This is a genomic window from Bradyrhizobium sp. USDA 4516, assembly GCF_054055915.1.
Window position 1 is genome coordinate 2,804,670 of sequence record NZ_JBSRXT010000001.1, and the last position, 17,817, is coordinate 2,822,486.

A 17,817-nucleotide genomic window follows, 5' to 3' on the forward strand; every position below is an offset into this window, starting at 1 on the left:
CGAAGCCGGCAATGCGTCAACGTCCGTTTCGCAGCGCCGCCTCCAGCGCCTCGCTCGAGCACGGCTTGGTCAGCCGCGGTTTGTCGGCGAGCGATGCCGGCAGCCGGATGTCCGCACCATAGCCCGTGACGAACGCGAACGGCACCTTCAGCGCATCCAGCCGCTCGGCGATGGCGAACGTCTTCTCGCCCCTGACGAGGCCGACGTCGAGCAGCGCGAAATCCGGCGCGCGTTCGGCGATCAGCTCGAGCGCCCGGGCGACGTTCGTGGCGGTGCGCACCGTCCGAGCGCCGAAGCCGAGGATGGTGTCCTCGAAATAGAGCGAGATGATCGGATCGTCCTCAACCACGAGGACGTCACCGGGCGTGCCGGCATTGGGGGTGAAGTCCATGGCGTGCCAGTTTCCGTTTTTAAAGCATGGATGAAAGACCGGATCAGTCCGGCCGGATTGGCCCGCGACCGGCGCCTGAAAGCACGCCGGCTGTTCCCGAGGTGAAACCCATCACATCGCGGGCTGCCGCGTCTGTTCACTAGTGAACATAAATCCGGGAACTTTCCGATTATGGTCCGCGTTGGGTTCTCAGGATTTCCAATGATCACGAAACGGACCGAGTTGGCCGGGACGAGTGACCGGCCGTTCAACAATCTTTTGCGCCGGCTGAACGCCGCCGATTACGAACTGATCGCGCCGCACCTTGCCTTGGTCGAGGCCGCGGCCGGCGATCTGCTCTACAATCCCGGCGACGACGTCCAGACCGTGCATTTTCCATGCGGGCCAAGCCTTGCGTCCTACATGGTGCCCAATGAGGACGGCCGCGATGTCGAGACCATCCTGGTCGGTCGCGAGGGCGCGGTCGGCGGCATCGTCAGCCAGGGCTTCCTGCCGGCCTACACCCGCATCACCGTCAAGTTCGGCGGCCCGTTCGCGCGGCTGCCGGTCAGCAAGCTCGACGCCGCCAAGCTGACGTCGATCTCCGTGCGCAACATCTTCGCGCGCTATGCCGATTGTATGCTGGCGCAGATCTTTCAGTCGACCGCCTGCAATGCGATCCACTCGATCGAGCAGCGCGCGGCGAAATGGATCATCTCGGCGATGGAGCGCACCAATGGCAACGGCATGGTGCCACTCACCCATGAACAGCTCTCGACTTTGCTCGGCGTCGGCCGCAGCTACACCAGCCGCGTGATCCAGAACTTCAAGGCGGAAGGCGTGCTCGAGACGCGTCGCGGCGCGATCGTGATCCGCGACGCGGACAAGCTGCGGCAGCGCTCTTGCCTGTGCAACGACGCCGTCAAGGATCATTTCGAGGAAGTGCTGCGCGGCGTGTATCCAAGCGAGGACAACCCGCAGAACTAGGGTGTGTACTCATTATTCGTCGCATCCGCCATGCTTCCGGAAGCCGACGCTGAACCCGACATCGCCTTAGGGATTCGTCCTATCGCCCCAACCCCGCGCGCTTAATGAGCGCTTAACGCTTTTGCGCAACAGATAGGATTACCAGCGCGGAATTAGTCCTAGTTATGAGTGCGAGCCGAGCTCCCGAGGAGGGGAATCGGATGGGACTGCTTTTTGTCGGAGCGCTGGCAGGAATCCTGATCGGCTTTGGCTGGTTCGCGCCTTCCCGAGGGGATTTCCTTGGGTGTGAGTCAAGACCCTGTTTCGACAAGGTTGCAGTCGCCCGACCCACAGAACCAGTGCCGGCGGCGTTAGCGCCTGCGCCTGCGATCGTCAAATCGAATTCTGCAACCCCGGCAAGATCCGGCAGGAGACCATCATCGAAGAAACACGGACCGCCCGACCTCGCCAAGGCGGCGTCCCCGCGGACGAGGATCAACGTCCCGACACCCGAACACGCCGCGGACATGGCAGATCCTGTCCTCACCAAAGCGAAGGTCACGATTGCAGCGCAGATAGAGGATCCGGGATCGGCCGAATTCAGCGACATGAAGCGCGCCATGCGAAAGAACACGTTCGGACGCGCCGTGGATACGATTTGCGGGCGCGTGAAAGGAAGAAGTGCGTCGGGCGGAGAGACTGGAGGGAGGCCGTTTCTGTATCTTGTGAAGGAGGATGAAGCGTATGTCGTCGACGGCAAGTCGGGGTCGGCGGCGTCAACGGCGTATCGAAATATCTGCAAATAGGGGATGCGTCGACCGCGCCACGGCGCGCGTCCAAATGATTTGAGCGGAAAGAATTTCCCACCGAGGCGCCAGGCTATCCCGCAATGGATGCGATCCTGATGTCGGGGCTGCGCGTGATGATGCATTCAGGATGAATGCCGCAACGGTAAATGCGCAATACGGATCGATGGGACTGTCGCAGAAATTCTTTTCATTCCGAGGAAATCATGGACGACATAACCTCAAAACGGCTCAATGGAGCGCTTCACGTACCGGTTCTGGTGATCATCGAGCCGCACCTGTTGCCCCGCACATGTATTCTTAACGTCCTCAGGCGGGAATTGGCCGACTTCGAGATCCTCGACATGGCAACGGTCCGAGGCCTGGACTGCATGTCAACCCGCGACGTTCGTCTGGTGCTGCTGAGCATCGCGGACAAGCCCATCGGCGATCCCTCGGTCGAGGACGATCTCGCCTTCGTGGCCGAGCACTGTCCCAATGCCGCCGTCGCAATCCTGTCAAACCATGACGACGAGCCGACCGCGCAAGCCGCGATGCAGCGGGGTGTTCGCGGCTTTCTTCCCACCTCGCTACCAATCGAGGTCGTCATAGCCGGCCTGCGCCTTGTTCTTGTCGGCGGCGTCTACAGGCCGTTGCCGGTCGCCGAGATGAACAGGATGCCGGGTTTCGATCCGCCGGACGCGCGCGGGCTTGCGTCCGCATATCTGATGAACGAGGCAGCCAGGGCGGCCATCGACAGGAGCGGTCTCACGCCTCGAGAGCAGCACGTTCTGGCGGAATTGGAGCTCGGCCTGCCCAACAAGCTGATCGCAGCCAAATTGAAGCTCTCGGAAAGCACCGTCAAAATGCACATTCAGCACATCATGAGGAAATGTGCCGCTCACAATCGCACGGAAGCGGTCCTCCGCTGGCGCGGCCGGTCGCTCGCGCAGAATCGCGATCACGACCCGGGCACAGCCCCAATGCCGGAGACCTAGTCACACTGAGCGGGATCAATCCTCTCTGAATGCACCGCGGAAGCTGTCGAGCAGGGGCCTGAGCGCGTAAAGTGCGACGGTACCGCGCCCCGTGGTGATGAACACTTGAACCGGCATACCGGGGACGATCTGGAAGTCGTTTGCGGCGATCTGCGCGTCGTCGATCCGGATCTTGGTCGCGTAGTATGGCTGGTCGGTACGCTTGTCGAGTAGCCGGTCTGCCGATACGTGCACGACGCTTCCCTTCAGGCGCGGTACGCGACGCTGATTGTACGGCACGAGATGCACCTCGGCATTGAGGCCGGGATGAACCACATCAATGTCCTCGGGCCTCAGGCGGGCGGTCACGATGAGGCGGTCTTGCCGAGGCACCAGATCCATGAGCGGAGCACCCGCCCCGATGACGCCGCCCGCTGTGTGAATCCGCAAGTCGGTTATCACGCCGTCCTCAGGCGCCTTCACCTCCGTTCGCGATAGCTGGTCCCTGGCCGCAAGCAACCGCTCGCGGAGCTGGAACATCTGGTTCTGTGCTTCACGAAGCGACTGTGCGATCTCGCTCTGCCTATCGCTCTCGAGCTTGAACAATGTGGCCTGCTGCTCGCTGATGACCTGCCCGGCGCGAGAAATCTGCGCGGTGATCTCGCCGCGGCGACCCTCAACGTCGGCCAGTTCACGTTGCAGGTTCAGAAGCCGCGGCCGCCGTTCGAGTCCCTTGTTCACGAGCGTCGTGACCATATCCAGTTCTTCCCGGACGATGTCGACCCGCTGCCCGGTGGCGTTCTGCTGAGCCTTGAGACCTTCGATCTCCCTCTCGACTTGAAGCCTCCGTTCGCGAATGACCGCAAGCTGCGACTCATGAACCTGCCGGCGCGCCTGAAAAATGAACTGCTGCGCCGATACCGCGGCGGCGGCCACCCCATTTCGCTTGCTGTCCTGTTCCAGCGCGCTCGGGATTGCGATGCTCTCAAAGTTCTGCTGCTCGGCCTGAAGCCGTGCGGCACGAGCAATTGCATCCCACAACTGGCCTTGAAGGCTTTGCACCTCCGAACCGGGCCGTGTGTCGTCCAGCGCGATCAGCGTCTGTCCGCTTCGCACGATATCGCCGTCCGCAACCAGGATCTTCCTGACGATCCCGCCTTCCAGGTGCTGAATCGTCTTGCGGCTCGATTCTGATTCCACGACGCCGGAAGCGATCGCGGCGCTCTCGAGAGGCGCGAGGCACGCCCATGTGCCAAGCCCCAGCATGAAGCAGAGCACCAGCAGGTTGCCCGCCAGCGTGATACCGCGAAGCCGTCTACGCGGAGAGATGGGTGTCGGGGTCGCACACCATGGATATTCGAGCGGCTCGAAATCGTCGATCGCGGTAACCACGACTCCGAGCCGTCCGGCGAGCGGGGGGCTTGCCGGCGTTCGCACGAGCTGGTCCCAGATCGCGGGTAGCCTCGATATCGTGGGAAGCTTCCAGATGGTGAGAGGGTTCCGGATCATGGCGCAATCCGCGATGTAACCTGGGGTCGGTTCAGGTGCCGCTCAAAGATTTCCTCGCTGTCGCCGAAAGCGACGACCGCCCCCTCTTCCATAATGGCAATCTTGTCTGTGGCTGCGAGGAGACCCATACGATGAGTGACGACGACCAGGATGACACCGGCGAGCTTCATGCGCTCGATAGCGTCCAGCAGCATTCGCTCGCCCCCGTAATCGAGACTGGCATTCGGTTCGTCGAGAACGATCAGGCGTGGACCGCCGAAAAAGGCCCGGGCAAGACCGAGGCGCTGCCGATATCCGCGCGAGAAGGATTTTTCACGGTGAATCACCGTGTCGTACCCGTTCGGCAGGCGCATGATCGCCTCATGAATTCCGACCAGCTTGGCCGCTTCCACGACCTTCCGCCGATCGGCATCATCAAGCCGTGCGATGATATCGCTTATCGTATCGCCGAGCAGGTCGATGTCCTGGGGGAGATAACCGAGACGGTGACCGCTTAGGCCCTCGCGAAGCAGCGAGACGTCGGTATTGTCGAGCAGGACACAGCCATGGGTTGGCGTCGACAGCCCGGCAATCACCTGGCCAAGCAGCGACTTGCCTGACCCGGACGCACCGATAATGCCAAGGCATTCTCCGCTCGCGAGCGTGAACGATACACCATTCAGCAGAACGTGGTTGGTCCCCGATAGCCTCACGCCGACGTTGTCGACAACGAGACCGCTCGACGCCTGCCGCTGCGAAACCTCCGGATCCTGCCGTCCGGCGGCGGCGGGGGACGCGGCGAGAACCGCACCGAGCCGCTGACAGGCACGCACGGCCGTCCTGAGTGACTTCCAGCCTGCGATCGCACTTTCGACCGGCGCGAGCGCGCGGCTGAACATCAGTGTCGAAGCAAAAATGATCGCCGGACTCTTTCCGTGCTCGAGGACAAGCCACGCGGCAGCCCCCATTATCAACACCTGCGACAGCGCGCGGACCGGCTTGGTGACCAGCATCACGATCTCGCTTCGCCGGACTGCCACATCGTGCTCTCTGCGTGCCTGCTGCGCGTCATGATAGATCGCGCGCGCAGCGCTATCGAGCATTCCCATGGCGCGGATCATATGGATGTTGCCTGCGGCGGCCTGGAGGCGGCCGTAGCTTCTGGACAGCGCGGCGCCGGATCTGAGCAGAACGTCCTCTGTAACCAGATCTCCGGCAACCGTGAGAGCGAAGAGGAAAGCCACACAGCAGGCGCCTACCACGCCAAGCAGGGGATGGATGAGAAAGAGGACCAGGAGGAACAGGGGCGCCCAGAGTGCGTCGAACAGCATCGGACATGCGCCGGAATCGATGAACTGGCGCAGCGCGGTGAGATCCCGATATGCGTCCGACGCCCGCGTCCAATCGCTGCGAAACGCGGATTCGAGGCTGGCCGAAAGCACGCAGGGACGGAGCCGATCGTCGAGCCAGGCGCCAAGGCGACCCAGGACAGCGCGCCGCAAGGCATCGAACACGCCGCCGACCACGACCGTGATCGCGACAATGAGCGTGAGCAGGAGCAGCGTGTCGCCGCTCCGGCTCGACAACACCCTGTCGTAGATCTGAAGAAGGTAGATGGAGGGCGCAAACAAAAGCAGGTTGTAGCTGCAGCTATACGCGAATACGAGACCAAGCGGTCCCGCACAGGACCAAAGGGCCGCGTGCAGTGGCGTCGAGATCTGCGGCAGGACAGGCAACCGAATGGGCGGCATCAGCATGATCGTCACCGCCTGAAATCGGAGTCCGGCGCACTTGCCCGACGGCCAACGCGATCTGCCAAGAAGCGCATCGGCAGGGCATCGGCGGGCATCGGCTTGAACTGCGGGACCGGCAGCAATGGCCGCCGGTCCCGCCGTGGTCGGACGAGCCGATGGTCAGAATGTATCGAGGTGGAAGCTCACTTCTCCACCCAGCGCGGCGTTGCCGTCTCCGCCATTGCCGCCGATGCCGGCCAGGACCTCCTGGTGCTGGTCCACCGCGAGCTTGTTGATCTGAGTGGCATCCGTATTGGCATATACCTTGGAGGTATCGTGGCCGCTGTAGGATTTCTGGCTTCCGTTCGACTCGGCGCTTCCGCCATGGGCCTTCGCAAACACCGAGGCCGTCGCGTTTGCGCCGCCGGCGTCCCAATCTGCGGTCTGAGTGACGTGGTCGCCGGTGTTCACATGCACATCGGCGCCTTCTGCCTTGTTGGTTGGATCGAAGTTGAGGGTCGGCTTGCTGATGATAGCTCCCTTGAAGGTACCGTCGCCGCCATTTCCGACACTTTGACCACCGGTGTTGATCGATTTGAATTCGATCGAATCCGAGATGCTGATCGCCTTGGGCAACATTTGAGCCTCCGTCCTTGTGTTGGCTGTCGTGCATCATCCATCCCGATCAGGCGGACGCGCACGGGCGAGTCTGATCCGGCGATGCGCGCTGCCGATAGATGTCAAATCGGACACCATCCGGCTTGGTCGACCTACGTACGAAAGTATGACATTCGTCGCGCAACATCGGAGCTCGAAACATCGGGAGGCGCCCCTGCGCGAGATTTGCATGCGCAGGGAGTCCGCTACCTTGCGACCGGCCTGCGCGAGCGGTGCGATGTTTCGCTATGCCAACAGGTGAAGATCGGACAGAAGATGGGCGGAAAGATCGCCACCCAGCGCGAGATTGCCGTAGCCGCCGTCCCCACCAAGTCCGGCAATCTGGACCGCACTCTGGTCGATGTGCACATTGTTGACCTGATCGGCCACGGCCGTCGAATGGGGCCCCGCGATTGCGATATTGATGGGTGCATAGATCGCGACGCTGACATCGATCAGGCTGCCGGCAAAATAGCCGTTGCCGCCGTTGCCTGCGCCGTTCGAGCCGGTCGCAATGGTGTCGGAGCCGCCCCACAAGCCGTGGGAAAGAAGGCTTGCATGGCCGCCCGTCGCGGCGTTGCCATTGCCGCCGTGCCCGCCCATAGCGGCGATCTGAACTACGGATTGATCCACGTTGGCGTCATTCGTCTGGACTGAATGAACGTTGGAGCCATAGCCCGCGACTGCGATGTTGATCGGGTCGTACACCAAGATCGAGGAATGCACGAGACTCCCGTGGAACGCGCCGTCGCCGCCATTGCCGGCCTGACTCCCGCCCGTTTGAACGTCCCAGACACTCCCTCCGTTGCTTGATCCCCAGCTGGGGTCGAGCGTGATGATGCTGCCGCCGACGGCCACATTGCCATTTCCGCCACTGCCGCCGACGCCCGCGACCTGCGTAGCCGATTGATCGATGTCGACTGTGTTCGATTGACTTGCATGGGCCGTGCCGCCTGAGCTCGCCACCGCAATATTGATCGGATGATAGATCACCATGGGAGCGTCCACCAACGCACCCGAGAAATGGCCGCTGCCGCCATTTCCGGCGCCGTTGTCGCCGCTCCCGATCACGCCGGGGCCCAGGGAAGCACTGATGCTGCCCCCCGATGCAAGGTTGTCATTCCCACCATGTCCGCCGACGCCGGCGATCTGAAAGGCGGATTGATCGACATTCAAATCGTTGGACTGGTTGGCCAAGGCGGCCGAGCCGTATCCCAAACTCACCGAAATGTTGATCGGTTCATAGATCAACAGGGACGCGTGAATGATACCTCCGTAAAAGTAACCGTCTCCGCCGTTCCCGGCGGTGTTCGCCCCGCTCTCGATCGAAACGATGCCCGTCGCGGAATGGGATGCGCCGGCAGCAGGCTTCGTTGCCGAAGCATCCAGGCTCGCCGCAGTGTGGTTGCCGACGTGGCCGTACGTGTCGACCCCCGACGCGGTGGGATGGTCGGATTGGCCTGGGCCAGAGTCATAGGGCGGGGAATTCGACGTCGCGGGATGCGCATCGAGCCCTGCAAACGGGCTGCTCGGTGCCGGACCCGACTCGTCGTCACCATCGTGCCCATCGTCGCGATGAAAGGCGTGATGCAGCCGGATCCCGTCCGACATCCGCGAAAAATCCATCGTAGCCTTCCTCATCGCAATCGCTCCGCGCAATCGGGACGGGTTTTGCACTCCGGACAGAATGTCATCTTGGTAAGGTCGAAAGCCCAGCCGTCAGTTCGGATATAGCGCTTCGGATGGACGCCGTAACATCGGCTATATCCGTTCTGGCGCGGTTACAGCCTTTGTCGTTTTGCGCGGGCTCGCGTCGCCGGTGTGGTCCATCAGCCCGCCGCTCCCAGGCGGACGGGTTATAACCTCGTTCCGCCATTGCAATCGGGAAGCCGCTATCGCGGACCGCGAAAACCGCGCTACACTCGCCTCATGAGTGGGGCTGAACTTCACGCCGTTTTCGACGTCGCAGCATGGGGCGCGGCGGCCATCGCGATGTGGTGGCTGTCCCGGGTGCGGGGGCTGCAATTCCCGCGGCAATCCTTCGAGCTCACCTACATCGCCGCGCTGGTATTCGGCGCCGGCATCGGCGCCTACATCTTCGGCACGCTGAACCTGTGGTTCTCCGGCATGTCCGGCATCGCCCGCTCGGTCGAGGGCGCGCTGGCCGGCGGCATCGTCGCGATCGAGCTCTACAAATGGCGACACGGGATTTCGTTGCGCACCGGCGCGCGGTTCGCGCTGCCGCTTGCGATCGGCGTCGCGGTCGGCCGTCTCGGCTGCTATTTCGCGGGGCTCGAGGACTTCACCTATGGCACACCGACCACGCTGCCCTGGGGCCATGATTTCGGCGACGGCGTGCTGCGCCATCCGGTGCAGCTCTATGAAAGCTTGGCGATGGCGGGGTTCGCGGCATTCTATGCCTGGGCCGTATTGAACCGAAATGCCGCCGTCATCACCAACGGATTCTACCTCGTGCTGTTCTACTACGGGCTGCAGCGCTTCCTGTGGGAATTCATCAAGCCCTATGGCGCGCTGATCGGACCATTCTCGCTGTTTCACCTGCTGTCGCTGTTTGTCATGATTTACGCCGCCGTCATGCTGGCGACGGCGCCGAATGTGAGCTTGAAGCATGAACGCGCCGCTGCGTAACGCACGCCCTTACATCTTCTGGGGCCAGACCCAGTCGCTATGCGAAACTTGCCTCACCCTGGTGCCGACCAAGATCCAGATATCAGGCAACGAGGTCTGGTACGAGAAGCGCTGCAAGCAGCATGGCGTGCAGTCGACGCTGGTCTCGACGGATGCGGCCTATTGGCGGCTGTGCAAGGATTTCATCAAGCCCGGCGACCGGCCGCTCGCGTTCCAGCGCCACACCGAATTCGGCTGCCCCTATGATTGCGGACTGTGCCCCGACCACGAGCAGCACTCCTGCCTGGCGCTGATCGAGATTACCGAGCATTGCAATTTGACCTGCCCGGTATGCTTTGCGGATTCCTCGCCGGCGCGCACCAGCTTCACGCCGCTGGCGAAAATCGAGAAGATGCTGGACGCGCTGGTCGCGAGCGAGGGCGAGCCCGACCTGGTGCAGATCTCCGGCGGCGAGCCGACGCTGCATCCGGATTTCTTCGCCATTCTGGATGCGGTGCGCGCCCGCCCGATCCGCCATGTCATGATCAACACCAATGGCCTCAGGATCGCGCGCGAGCCCGACTTCGTGGCGAAGCTCGCCGAGAACAAGCGCGGGCTTGAGGTCTATCTGCAGTTCGATTCGCTGCAGCGCGAGGCGCTGGTCAATCTGCGCGGCGCGGACTTACGCAAGATCCGCCAACAGGCACTGGAGAATCTCGAGCGCCACGGCGTCTCGACCACGCTGGTCGCGACCATTAAGCGCAGCGTCAACGACGGCGAGATCGGCGACATCGTCCGTCACGCGCTGACCTGGAAGTGCGTCCGCGGCGTCACGCTGCAGCCGGTGCAGGATGCCGGCCGCAACGAGCATTTCAACAAGGACACCGACCGCATCATGCTGTCGGAGATCCGCCGGCGCGTGATCGAGACCGGGGTGTTCGGCGCTGACGACATGATCCCGTTGCCCTGCAATCCCGAGAGCATCTCGATCGGCTACGGCCTGCGCAACGGCGACAAGGTGCTGCCATTGACCTCGCTGATCCCGCAGGAGCAGCTCATCGCCGTGATGCCCAACACCATCAGCCCGGAGAAGTATCCGGTGTTGCGGGAGAAGTTTGTCGACCTGTTCTCGCTGTCGTCGGGGCCGCTGAACACATCGGAGCGGGTCTGCGAATTGCTGTGCTGCCTGCCGAGCTTCGAGGTGCCGGAGGGGCTTACCTACGAGAACGTGTTCCGCGTCACCATCGTGCAGTTTCTCGACCGCTTCAATTTCTGTGTCGGCAACGTCAAGCGAAGCTGCATCCACTTCGTCACCGAAAGCGGCGCGATCATCCCATTCGACACCTACAATCTGTTCTACCGTGACGGAAAGATCGACGGCATCCGCGCCGCGCTGGCCGGCCAGACCTATCGTGAAGCCCGGCAAGGCGAGGAGGCGCCGCGATGAGCGAGACCAATCCACCGCCCATCCCGCCTGCACCACCGGAGCCACCCTACCAATACGTCCCGCCGCCACCGTCACCACGCAGCGGTTGCGCCACCGCGTTCATGGTGCTGTTCGGGCTGGTCCTGCTGCTGCCGGGGCTCTGCGCCCTGCTGTTCGGGTTCGGCGTCCTGAGCGAGTCGAAAACCGATCCCTCCATTCTCTTCCTGATCCTGCTCGGGCTCGCGGTCTGCTTCGCCGGCGTGATGCTGATCCGCGCCGCGATTAAGGGACGCTAGTCCGGGGTATCGTGAGCAGTTTTCAGCAAAACCCGGAACAGAGACAGCGCAACGGCTGCCTGACCGCCCTCATGCTGGTGGTAGGGGTGATCCTGCTGATCCCTGGCGTCCTGTGCGCCATTCTCAACGCCAAGATGGGCGCCGGGGCCGGCGGCGACCCCATCACCATGTTCGTGATGATGGTGGCGCTGGGAGGGCTTGGCCTGATTGTGTTCGCGATTACCCGGAAGTAAGACCTGAAAGCCCCCCAAAACCCGCCCTTGGAACCAAAATCAGCCCTCCAAACAGCCAATAAATCATTGTTTTTTGGCGTTTTCTGACTATATTGCGCCGCAACGCGCAAGGTGCCCGGTCCTCTGACCGGGCTTCCTTTTTGGGGTGATGCGTCCCCGTCAAATTTCTTGGGTATGAGCGTGATCCGGGCCCGAATGGGCCACGCGAGCGAGCGGCCGGCCAAACTGGTCCGGCGAGATCGCGCATCGACCATTGCACGACCAGAAGAAGAGCCATGAACCTTCGCAACGTCGCCATCATCGCCCACGTCGACCACGGCAAGACCACCCTCGTCGACCGCCTGCTGCAGCAATCCGGCACCTTCCGCGAGAACCAGAAGGTCACCGAGCGCGCCATGGACTCCAACGACCTGGAGCGCGAGCGCGGCATCACCATTCTGGCCAAGGCCGCCTCGGTGCAGTGGAAGGACATCCGCGTCAACATCGTCGACACCCCCGGCCACGCCGACTTCGGCGGTGAGGTCGAGCGCATCCTCAACATGGTGGACGGCGCGCTGGTGCTGGTCGACGCCGCCGAGGGCCCGCTGCCGCAGACCAAGTTCGTGGTGTCGAAGGCGCTCAAGATCGGGCTGAAGCCGATCGTCGTGATCAACAAGGTCGACCGTCCCGACGCGCGCCCGACTGAAGTCATCAACGAGGTGTTCGACCTGTTCGCGGCGCTCGACGCCAGCGAGGAGCAGCTGGACTTCCCGATTTTGTACGGATCGGCCAAGCAGGGCTGGATGGCGGAAAGCCCGGAGGGTCCGAAGGACCTCGGCATGCAGCCGCTGTTCGACCTGATCGTGCGCCATGTCGAGCCGCCGAAGGTCGAGGAAGGTCCGTTCCGCATGATCGGCACCATCCTCGAGGCCAACCCCTATCTCGGCCGCATCATCACCGGCCGCATCTCCTCGGGCTCGATCAAGCCGAACCAGCAGGTCAAGGTGCTGTCCGCCGACGGCAAGCTGATCGAGAGCGGCCGCCTGACCAAGATCCTGGCCTTCCGCGGCCTTGAGCGCACCCCGCTCGAGGAGGCCGAGGCCGGCGACATCGTCGCGATCGCGGGCCTCACCAAGGGCACCGTTGCCGACACCTTCTGCGATCCCACCGTCGAGACGCCGCTGCCGGCGCAGCCGATCGATCCGCCGACGGTGTCGATGTCGTTCATCGTCAACAACTCGCCGCTCGCCGGCACCGAAGGCGACAAGGTGACCTCGCGCATGATCCGCGACCGCCTGATGCGCGAGGCCGAGGGCAATGTCGCGCTGCGCGTCGTCGAGGCCGCCGACAAGGATTCCATGGAAGTCTCCGGACGCGGCGAATTGCAGCTCGCGATCCTGATCGAGACCATGCGCCGCGAGGGCTTTGAGCTCTCGGTGTCGCGCCCGCGCGTCGTGCTGCAGAAGGACGAGGCGACCGGCGCCTGGCAGGAGCCGATCGAGGAAGTCGTGATCGACGTCGACGAGGAGCATTCCGGCGTCGTCGTGCAGAAGATGAGCGAGCGCAAGGCCGAGATGATCGAGATGCGCCCGTCCGGCGGCAACCGCCTGCGGCTGGTGTTCTACGCGCCGACCCGCGGCCTGATCGGCTACCAGGGCGAACTGCTGACCGACACCCGCGGCACCGCGATCATGAACCGCATCTTCCACGGCTATGCCCCTTACAAGGGCGAGATCCAGGGCCGCCGCAACGGCGTGCTGATCTCCAACGACCAGGGCGAAGCGGTGGCCTATGCGATGTTCAAGCTGGAAGACCGCGGCCCGATGATGATCGAGCCGGGCTGGAAGGTCTACAGGGGCATGATCGTCGGCGAGCACACCCGCGACAACGACCTCGAGATCAACGTGCTGAAGGGCAAGCAGCTCACCAACATCCGCACCACCTCGAAGGACGAGGCGGTGCGCCTGACGCCGCCGATCCGGATGACGCTGGAAAAGGCGCTCGCCTATATCGAGGACGACGAGCTCGTCGAGGTGACGCCGAAGTCGATCCGGCTGCGCAAGAAGCACCTCGACCCGAACGACCGCAAGCGCGCCGAAAAGGCCAAGGAAGCTGTAGCTTAAGCGGTGGCGTAGTAGCCTGTCGTGCCCCGGCTTGTCCGGGGCATCCAGTACGCCGCGACCTGTCGGCTTGAGCTCCTCTGTCTCTGGAATACGGATCACCCGCCTTCGCCTGCGCGGGTGATGACAGTCATGCATGTGGCGGCTTCAGGCCCGGCGGCGGACGTGCTAGAGCCGGGACATGACTTCCCTTCCCTCCACGGTCGATGTTGCCATCATCGGCGCCGGCGCCGCCGGCCTCGGTGCCGCGAATGCGCTGAAGGACTCCGGCCTCTCCACGATCGTGCTGGAAGCCCGCGACCGCCTCGGCGGCCGCGCGCATACGATTCAGGCCGCGCCTGACGTGGTGTTCGACGTCGGCTGCGGCTGGCTGCACTCGGCCGACCGGAACAGCTTTGTCGGCATCGCCCGGCAACTCAACTTCGAGCTCAACAAGGACTTGCCGCCGTGGCGCGAGCGCGCCTACGACGAGGCGTTCCCGCAGGCCGCTCGCGACGACTTCACGCACGCACTCGACCAATTCTACGACCGCATCGAGCAGGCCGCGCGGCACGGCAAGGACTGCCCGGCCAGCCTGTACCTCGAGCCCGGCAACCGCTGGAACCCGATGATCGATGCGATCTCCACCTATGTGAACGGTTGCGAGCTCGACCAGGTCTCGATCCTCGACGTCGACGCCTATGAGGACACCGACATCAATTGGCGGGTGCGGCGCGGCTATGGCGCGCTGGTCGCGGCCTATGGCGCGCAGGTGCCGGTGGCGCTGAACTGCGAGGTCAGGCTGATCGATCACTCCGGCAAGCGCATCCGCATCGAGACCTCGCGCGGCGCGCTTGAGGCGGACAAGGTGATCGTCACCGTGCCGACCAACCTGATCGCCGACGAGGCGATCCGCTTTTCGCCTGCGCTGCCGGACAAGCTCGACGCCGCGCGCGGCCTGCCGCTCGGCCTCGCCGACAAGGTGACGCTGGCGCTCGCCGAGCCCGAGGCGCTGCCGAAGGAAGGCAATCTGCGCGGCGCCACCATGCGCACCGAGATGGGCACCTATCACATCCGCCCGTTCGGCCAGCCCTGCATCGAAGGTTTCTTCGGCGGCCGTTTTGCGCGACAGCTTGAAGATGCCGGCGACGGCGCCATCGCCGCGCACAGCATCGACGAGATCGTCTCCTTTCTCGGCAGCGATTTCCGCCGCAAGCTGAAGCCGCTCAGCGAATCCCGCTGGGCCCACGACCCGTTCGCCCGCGGCTCCTACTCGCACGCACTGCCCGGCCACGCCGACAAGCGCGCCGTGCTGGCCGCGCCGGTCGACGGCCGGCTGTTCTTCGCCGGCGAAGCGACTTCGCCGGAGTTTTTCTCGACCGCGCACGGCGCGCGGGACAGCGGCGAGCGGACGGCGAAGGAAGTGGTGGGTGCGGCTGGCCCGAAGACCTGACGAAGACTGGACGCCGATAGAGGATTAGTCCATTTTTCGGGCATGGCAGCAGGGGAGCGAAAAGATTGGACGGACGACGAGCTCGACCTCATCGTCGCCGACTACTTCTCGATGCTGAACGACGAGTTGCGTCGTGCACCTTACGACAAGACCCAGCACCGACGGGTATTGATGGGTCAGATCGGCCGAAGCAACAGCTCCATCGAATTCAAACACCATAACATTTCAGCGGTCCTTCAGCTGCTCGAGATCCCAGGGCTCATTTTCAGAAATCAATTGTGGGCGCAGTCGAACGATACATTACCAATCATCCCGCCGCCCTTCATCCGGAGCTGCTGCTGTCGAACGAGATCGGCGAGCGACCACAGCTCTTCCTGGAGCCGCCGCCTGAGCTCGCGAATAAGGCGCCCCGTCCTGACGCGGCTCAACGCCTTATCCGTAAGTTCAATCCCGCCGAACGTGATTTTTTGAATCGCAAGTTAGGGCATGACGGCGAGCAAATTGTCTTTCATTTTGAACGACAGCGGCTCCGGGCGCTCGACCGATCTGACCTTGCCAAAAAGGTGAGGTGGGTTTCGATGGAGGATGGCGATGGTGCCGGCTACGATGTCTTGTCGTTCGATGCTCAAGGCAAGGAGAGATTTCTGGAGGTAAAGACTACTGTCGGTTCGCAGACTGCGCCTTTCTATATGACCCGCAACGAGCTTTCGTTCTCAAGGGAACGACCGAAAGAGTTTCGGATTTGCCGCTTGTATGATTTCTTGAAGGCCCCAAAAATGTTCGAGTTGGCGCCTCCGCTGGAAAAACTAGTTTCGCTCGAACCTCTCTCGTATGAGGCTTCGTTCAATCGCCGCGATTGAACGCATTTACTCCAGCACCCTCGCCCGCATGTCGGCGTCGGGCACGAAGCACGTCTCGTACTTCCCGAAGATGCGATAGCGGTTGCGGGCGATCAGGCTGTAGACGGCATCGCGCAGCGGCTTGGGGACCGCGAACAGTGTGCGGGTCCAGCGCCAGCCGGGCAGATGGCTCAGCACCGTCAGCGCCGCGTCGGACTTCATGTAGGCGACGCCGCCATGGACGACGGCGTTGGTGTCGGGGTCGTCAGGATCGATGCCGAAGCTCTTCGCCAGCCGCGTGCCGTAGCCGGACTGGATCGGCGTGAAGCGAAAGCGGCGTGCCGTGTCGCGGGCGATGACGAAGCGGACCCAGCGCGAGCAGAAGATGCAGACGCCGTCATAGAGGATCACGTCGTCGTCGGGCCAACTGCTCATCTCGATTCCCTCAACGCGTTTTCTTCACGCGAACCGGTTCCCACTTCGCTCGAAAACGCTACCGGTTATCCAGGATCAACAGCGCGACCAGCATCAGCACGATCGCAGGTCCCGTCTTCACCAGCGCGCCGAGCGGCTCGATCCAGAGATCCGGCGTCAGTATCGCCGATCCCGCCATGTAGCCGAGCGAGGCGACGATGCCTGCGATCAGACCGAACGCCGCGGTGCGACGGATCGCGATCAGCACCCCGATGCTCATGTCCATCAGGCTGGTCAACACCGTCACCGGCCCGACCAGCGCCGCCGGGAAATGGTGCGCACGCAAAATGCCCGCCGCGGCGTCATAGGAGATCACCAGCGCGATGAAGCCGGATGCGACCCAGAACAGCACGAGGCTTGCGAAGATCAGCGCCTTGATCAGGAACAGCCGCGCGAACCATTTATCCTGAATGGTCGCGGGGCGGCCGCCGACCGCTTGCGCGATTGTCGTCGGCACGATGCCGGTCGCTTGCATCCAGCCTGCGGGATCGCCGGTGACGCCGCGGCGCAGTTCGGCGATCGCGGTGGAGCGCAGCGGCGGCATCCAGCCGAGCCGGCTCGCGAGATCGCCGAGGCGGGCGCCGAGATCGATCAGGACTGGCGGCGTCGCGATGCGGACATGCTTTGCCGTGCCGAACGACCGGCGGAACTGGGCGATGACGCCGCCGAGCGAAATCGGCTGCTCCTGCATCAGGTCCCATGTCACCGATCGCACCGCTTCATCGGCGACATCGCGCGCCGCAAGCCAGGCGATGGTGGCGGCGATATCCTCGACTGCGACCGGCTGGAACGGCGTCGCAGCCTCCTCGGCCGGCAGATCGACCGGCAGCGCCGCCAGCGCGCGCAGCATGGCGCTGCCGCCATAAGCCGACGGCGCGATGACGAAGCCCGGACGCAGGATCGCATGGGGAATCCCGGACGCCGCGATCAGCCGCTCGGCCTCGCGCTTGGTGGTGCTGAAGGCGGTGCGGTCCGCCTCGGCCGTGCCGGGAATCGAGATGTGGACGAGACGGATGACGCGGTGGCTGTCACGGATCGCCTGCAACAGCCGCGCGACGAGGTCGCAATGCACCGCGCGGGTGTCGCTGCCCGGACCATCCTGCAGCACGCCGAGGCAGTTCACGACGATGTTGACCTCGTGCGTGCGAAGCAGCTGCGTCAGCGCCGCGGCATCCATCGACATGACGGTTAGCTCGATGTCGGCTGCGCTCATTTTCTGCGCCGGCGTGAGATGCCGCGCGACCCCGATCACGTGAAAGCCGCGCGCCCGCAGATCGTCGGTGATGGTGCGCCCGATCAGGCCTGAGGCGCCGAGCACGAGGATGTTGTGTGATGCGTCGTCACTCATGAGGCCCCAGACTATTTGGCGTCATTCCGGGGTGCGAAGCGAACCCGGAATCTCGAGATTCCCCGA

Annotated in this window: 17 protein-coding genes; 10 read left to right on the forward strand and 7 right to left on the reverse strand. The window is 63.4% G+C overall.

Annotated features, from left to right (window positions below; all coding sequences use genetic code 11):
* Window positions 1-16 precede the first annotated feature (16 nt).
* Window positions 17-391 carry a response regulator gene (locus ACVI1L_RS12860; protein WP_229191914.1) on the reverse strand — a complete coding sequence of 125 codons (375 nt, stop codon included), beginning with the start codon at window positions 389-391 and terminating at the stop codon, window positions 17-19.
* A gap of 201 nt (window positions 392-592) precedes the next feature.
* Here ACVI1L_RS12860 and ACVI1L_RS12865 point away from each other — a divergent pair, with 201 nt between their 5' ends.
* The 3 genes from ACVI1L_RS12865 (at window position 593) to ACVI1L_RS12875 (ending at window position 3,119) form a co-directional block, all read left to right on the forward strand.
* Entirely contained in the window at window positions 593-1,357 is a 765-nt protein-coding gene (locus tag ACVI1L_RS12865; RefSeq protein WP_057021301.1) for a Crp/Fnr family transcriptional regulator, read from the forward strand.
* A 200-nt stretch (window positions 1,358-1,557) separates the two neighbouring features.
* Window positions 1,558-2,142 carry a hypothetical protein gene (locus tag ACVI1L_RS12870; protein ID WP_456783046.1) on the forward strand — a complete coding sequence of 195 codons (585 nt, stop codon included), beginning with the start codon at window positions 1,558-1,560 and terminating at the stop codon, window positions 2,140-2,142.
* A 206-nt stretch (window positions 2,143-2,348) separates the two neighbouring features.
* The gene (locus tag ACVI1L_RS12875) at window positions 2,349-3,119 is read left to right on the forward strand and encodes a response regulator transcription factor (RefSeq protein WP_057021302.1); all 771 of its coding nucleotides are present in this window, start codon (window positions 2,349-2,351) and stop codon (window positions 3,117-3,119) included.
* A gap of 15 nt (window positions 3,120-3,134) precedes the next feature.
* On the opposite strand, the gene ACVI1L_RS12880 is transcribed toward ACVI1L_RS12875, so the two are convergent.
* From ACVI1L_RS12880 to ACVI1L_RS12895, 4 genes are all read right to left on the reverse strand, one after another.
* On the reverse strand, window positions 3,135-4,607 hold the full coding sequence (locus tag ACVI1L_RS12880) for an HlyD family type I secretion periplasmic adaptor subunit (RefSeq protein ID WP_456783047.1): 1,473 nt from the start codon (window positions 4,605-4,607) through the stop codon (window positions 3,135-3,137).
* Window positions 4,604-6,343, reverse strand: a complete 1,740-nt coding sequence (locus ACVI1L_RS12885; RefSeq protein WP_456785547.1) for a type I secretion system permease/ATPase — start codon at window positions 6,341-6,343, stop codon at window positions 4,604-4,606. Before ACVI1L_RS12885 ends, ACVI1L_RS12880 begins: the two co-directional genes overlap by 4 nt.
* Window positions 6,344-6,499: 156 nt before the next feature.
* Window positions 6,500-6,958: a hypothetical protein gene (locus tag ACVI1L_RS12890; protein ID WP_028343759.1), complete on the reverse strand. Its 459-nt coding sequence runs from the start codon at window positions 6,956-6,958 to the stop codon at window positions 6,500-6,502.
* 264 nt (window positions 6,959-7,222) lie between these two features.
* Window positions 7,223-8,602 carry a hypothetical protein gene (locus tag ACVI1L_RS12895; protein ID WP_456783048.1) on the reverse strand — a complete coding sequence of 460 codons (1,380 nt, stop codon included), beginning with the start codon at window positions 8,600-8,602 and terminating at the stop codon, window positions 7,223-7,225.
* A 303-nt stretch (window positions 8,603-8,905) separates the two neighbouring features.
* Between ACVI1L_RS12895 and ACVI1L_RS12900 the strand changes: the two genes are divergently transcribed.
* The 7 genes from ACVI1L_RS12900 to ACVI1L_RS12930 all read left to right on the forward strand — a co-directional run bounded on the left by ACVI1L_RS12900 (window position 8,906) and on the right by ACVI1L_RS12930 (window position 15,950).
* The gene (locus tag ACVI1L_RS12900) at window positions 8,906-9,625 is read left to right on the forward strand and encodes a prolipoprotein diacylglyceryl transferase (protein WP_057021306.1); all 720 of its coding nucleotides are present in this window, start codon (window positions 8,906-8,908) and stop codon (window positions 9,623-9,625) included.
* Complete coding sequence (locus ACVI1L_RS12905) at window positions 9,606-11,051, forward strand: radical SAM protein (protein ID WP_456783049.1); 1,446 nt, start codon at window positions 9,606-9,608, stop codon at window positions 11,049-11,051. The genes ACVI1L_RS12900 and ACVI1L_RS12905 overlap by 20 nt, the downstream gene beginning before the upstream one ends.
* Window positions 11,048-11,326: a hypothetical protein gene (locus tag ACVI1L_RS12910; RefSeq protein ID WP_076834973.1), complete on the forward strand. Its 279-nt coding sequence runs from the start codon at window positions 11,048-11,050 to the stop codon at window positions 11,324-11,326. The genes ACVI1L_RS12905 and ACVI1L_RS12910 overlap by 4 nt, the downstream gene beginning before the upstream one ends.
* 11 nt (window positions 11,327-11,337) lie before the next feature.
* Window positions 11,338-11,559 (forward strand): hypothetical protein, encoded by a 222-nt coding sequence (locus ACVI1L_RS12915; RefSeq protein WP_057021309.1) that lies wholly within the window; start codon window positions 11,338-11,340, stop codon window positions 11,557-11,559.
* A 275-nt stretch (window positions 11,560-11,834) separates the two neighbouring features.
* Entirely contained in the window at window positions 11,835-13,661 is a 1,827-nt protein-coding gene (typA, locus tag ACVI1L_RS12920) for a translational GTPase TypA (protein WP_456783050.1), read from the forward strand.
* A 178-nt stretch (window positions 13,662-13,839) separates the two neighbouring features.
* Window positions 13,840-15,090, forward strand: a complete 1,251-nt coding sequence (locus tag ACVI1L_RS12925; RefSeq protein WP_456783051.1) for a flavin monoamine oxidase family protein — start codon at window positions 13,840-13,842, stop codon at window positions 15,088-15,090.
* Window positions 15,091-15,368: 278 nt separating this feature from the next.
* Window positions 15,369-15,950, forward strand: a complete 582-nt coding sequence (locus ACVI1L_RS12930) for a DUF3883 domain-containing protein (RefSeq protein WP_456783052.1) — start codon at window positions 15,369-15,371, stop codon at window positions 15,948-15,950.
* Between the two features lie 6 nt (window positions 15,951-15,956).
* Here ACVI1L_RS12930 and ACVI1L_RS12935 read toward each other — a convergent pair whose 3' ends face one another.
* The gene (locus tag ACVI1L_RS12935) at window positions 15,957-16,364 is read right to left on the reverse strand and encodes a thiol-disulfide oxidoreductase DCC family protein (protein ID WP_076834976.1); all 408 of its coding nucleotides are present in this window, start codon (window positions 16,362-16,364) and stop codon (window positions 15,957-15,959) included.
* 58 nt (window positions 16,365-16,422) lie between these two features.
* A complete protein-coding gene (locus ACVI1L_RS12940; RefSeq protein ID WP_456783053.1) occupies window positions 16,423-17,751 on the reverse strand; it encodes an SDR family oxidoreductase in 1,329 nt (442 codons plus the stop codon).
* Between the last annotated feature and the right edge of the window lie 66 nt (window positions 17,752-17,817).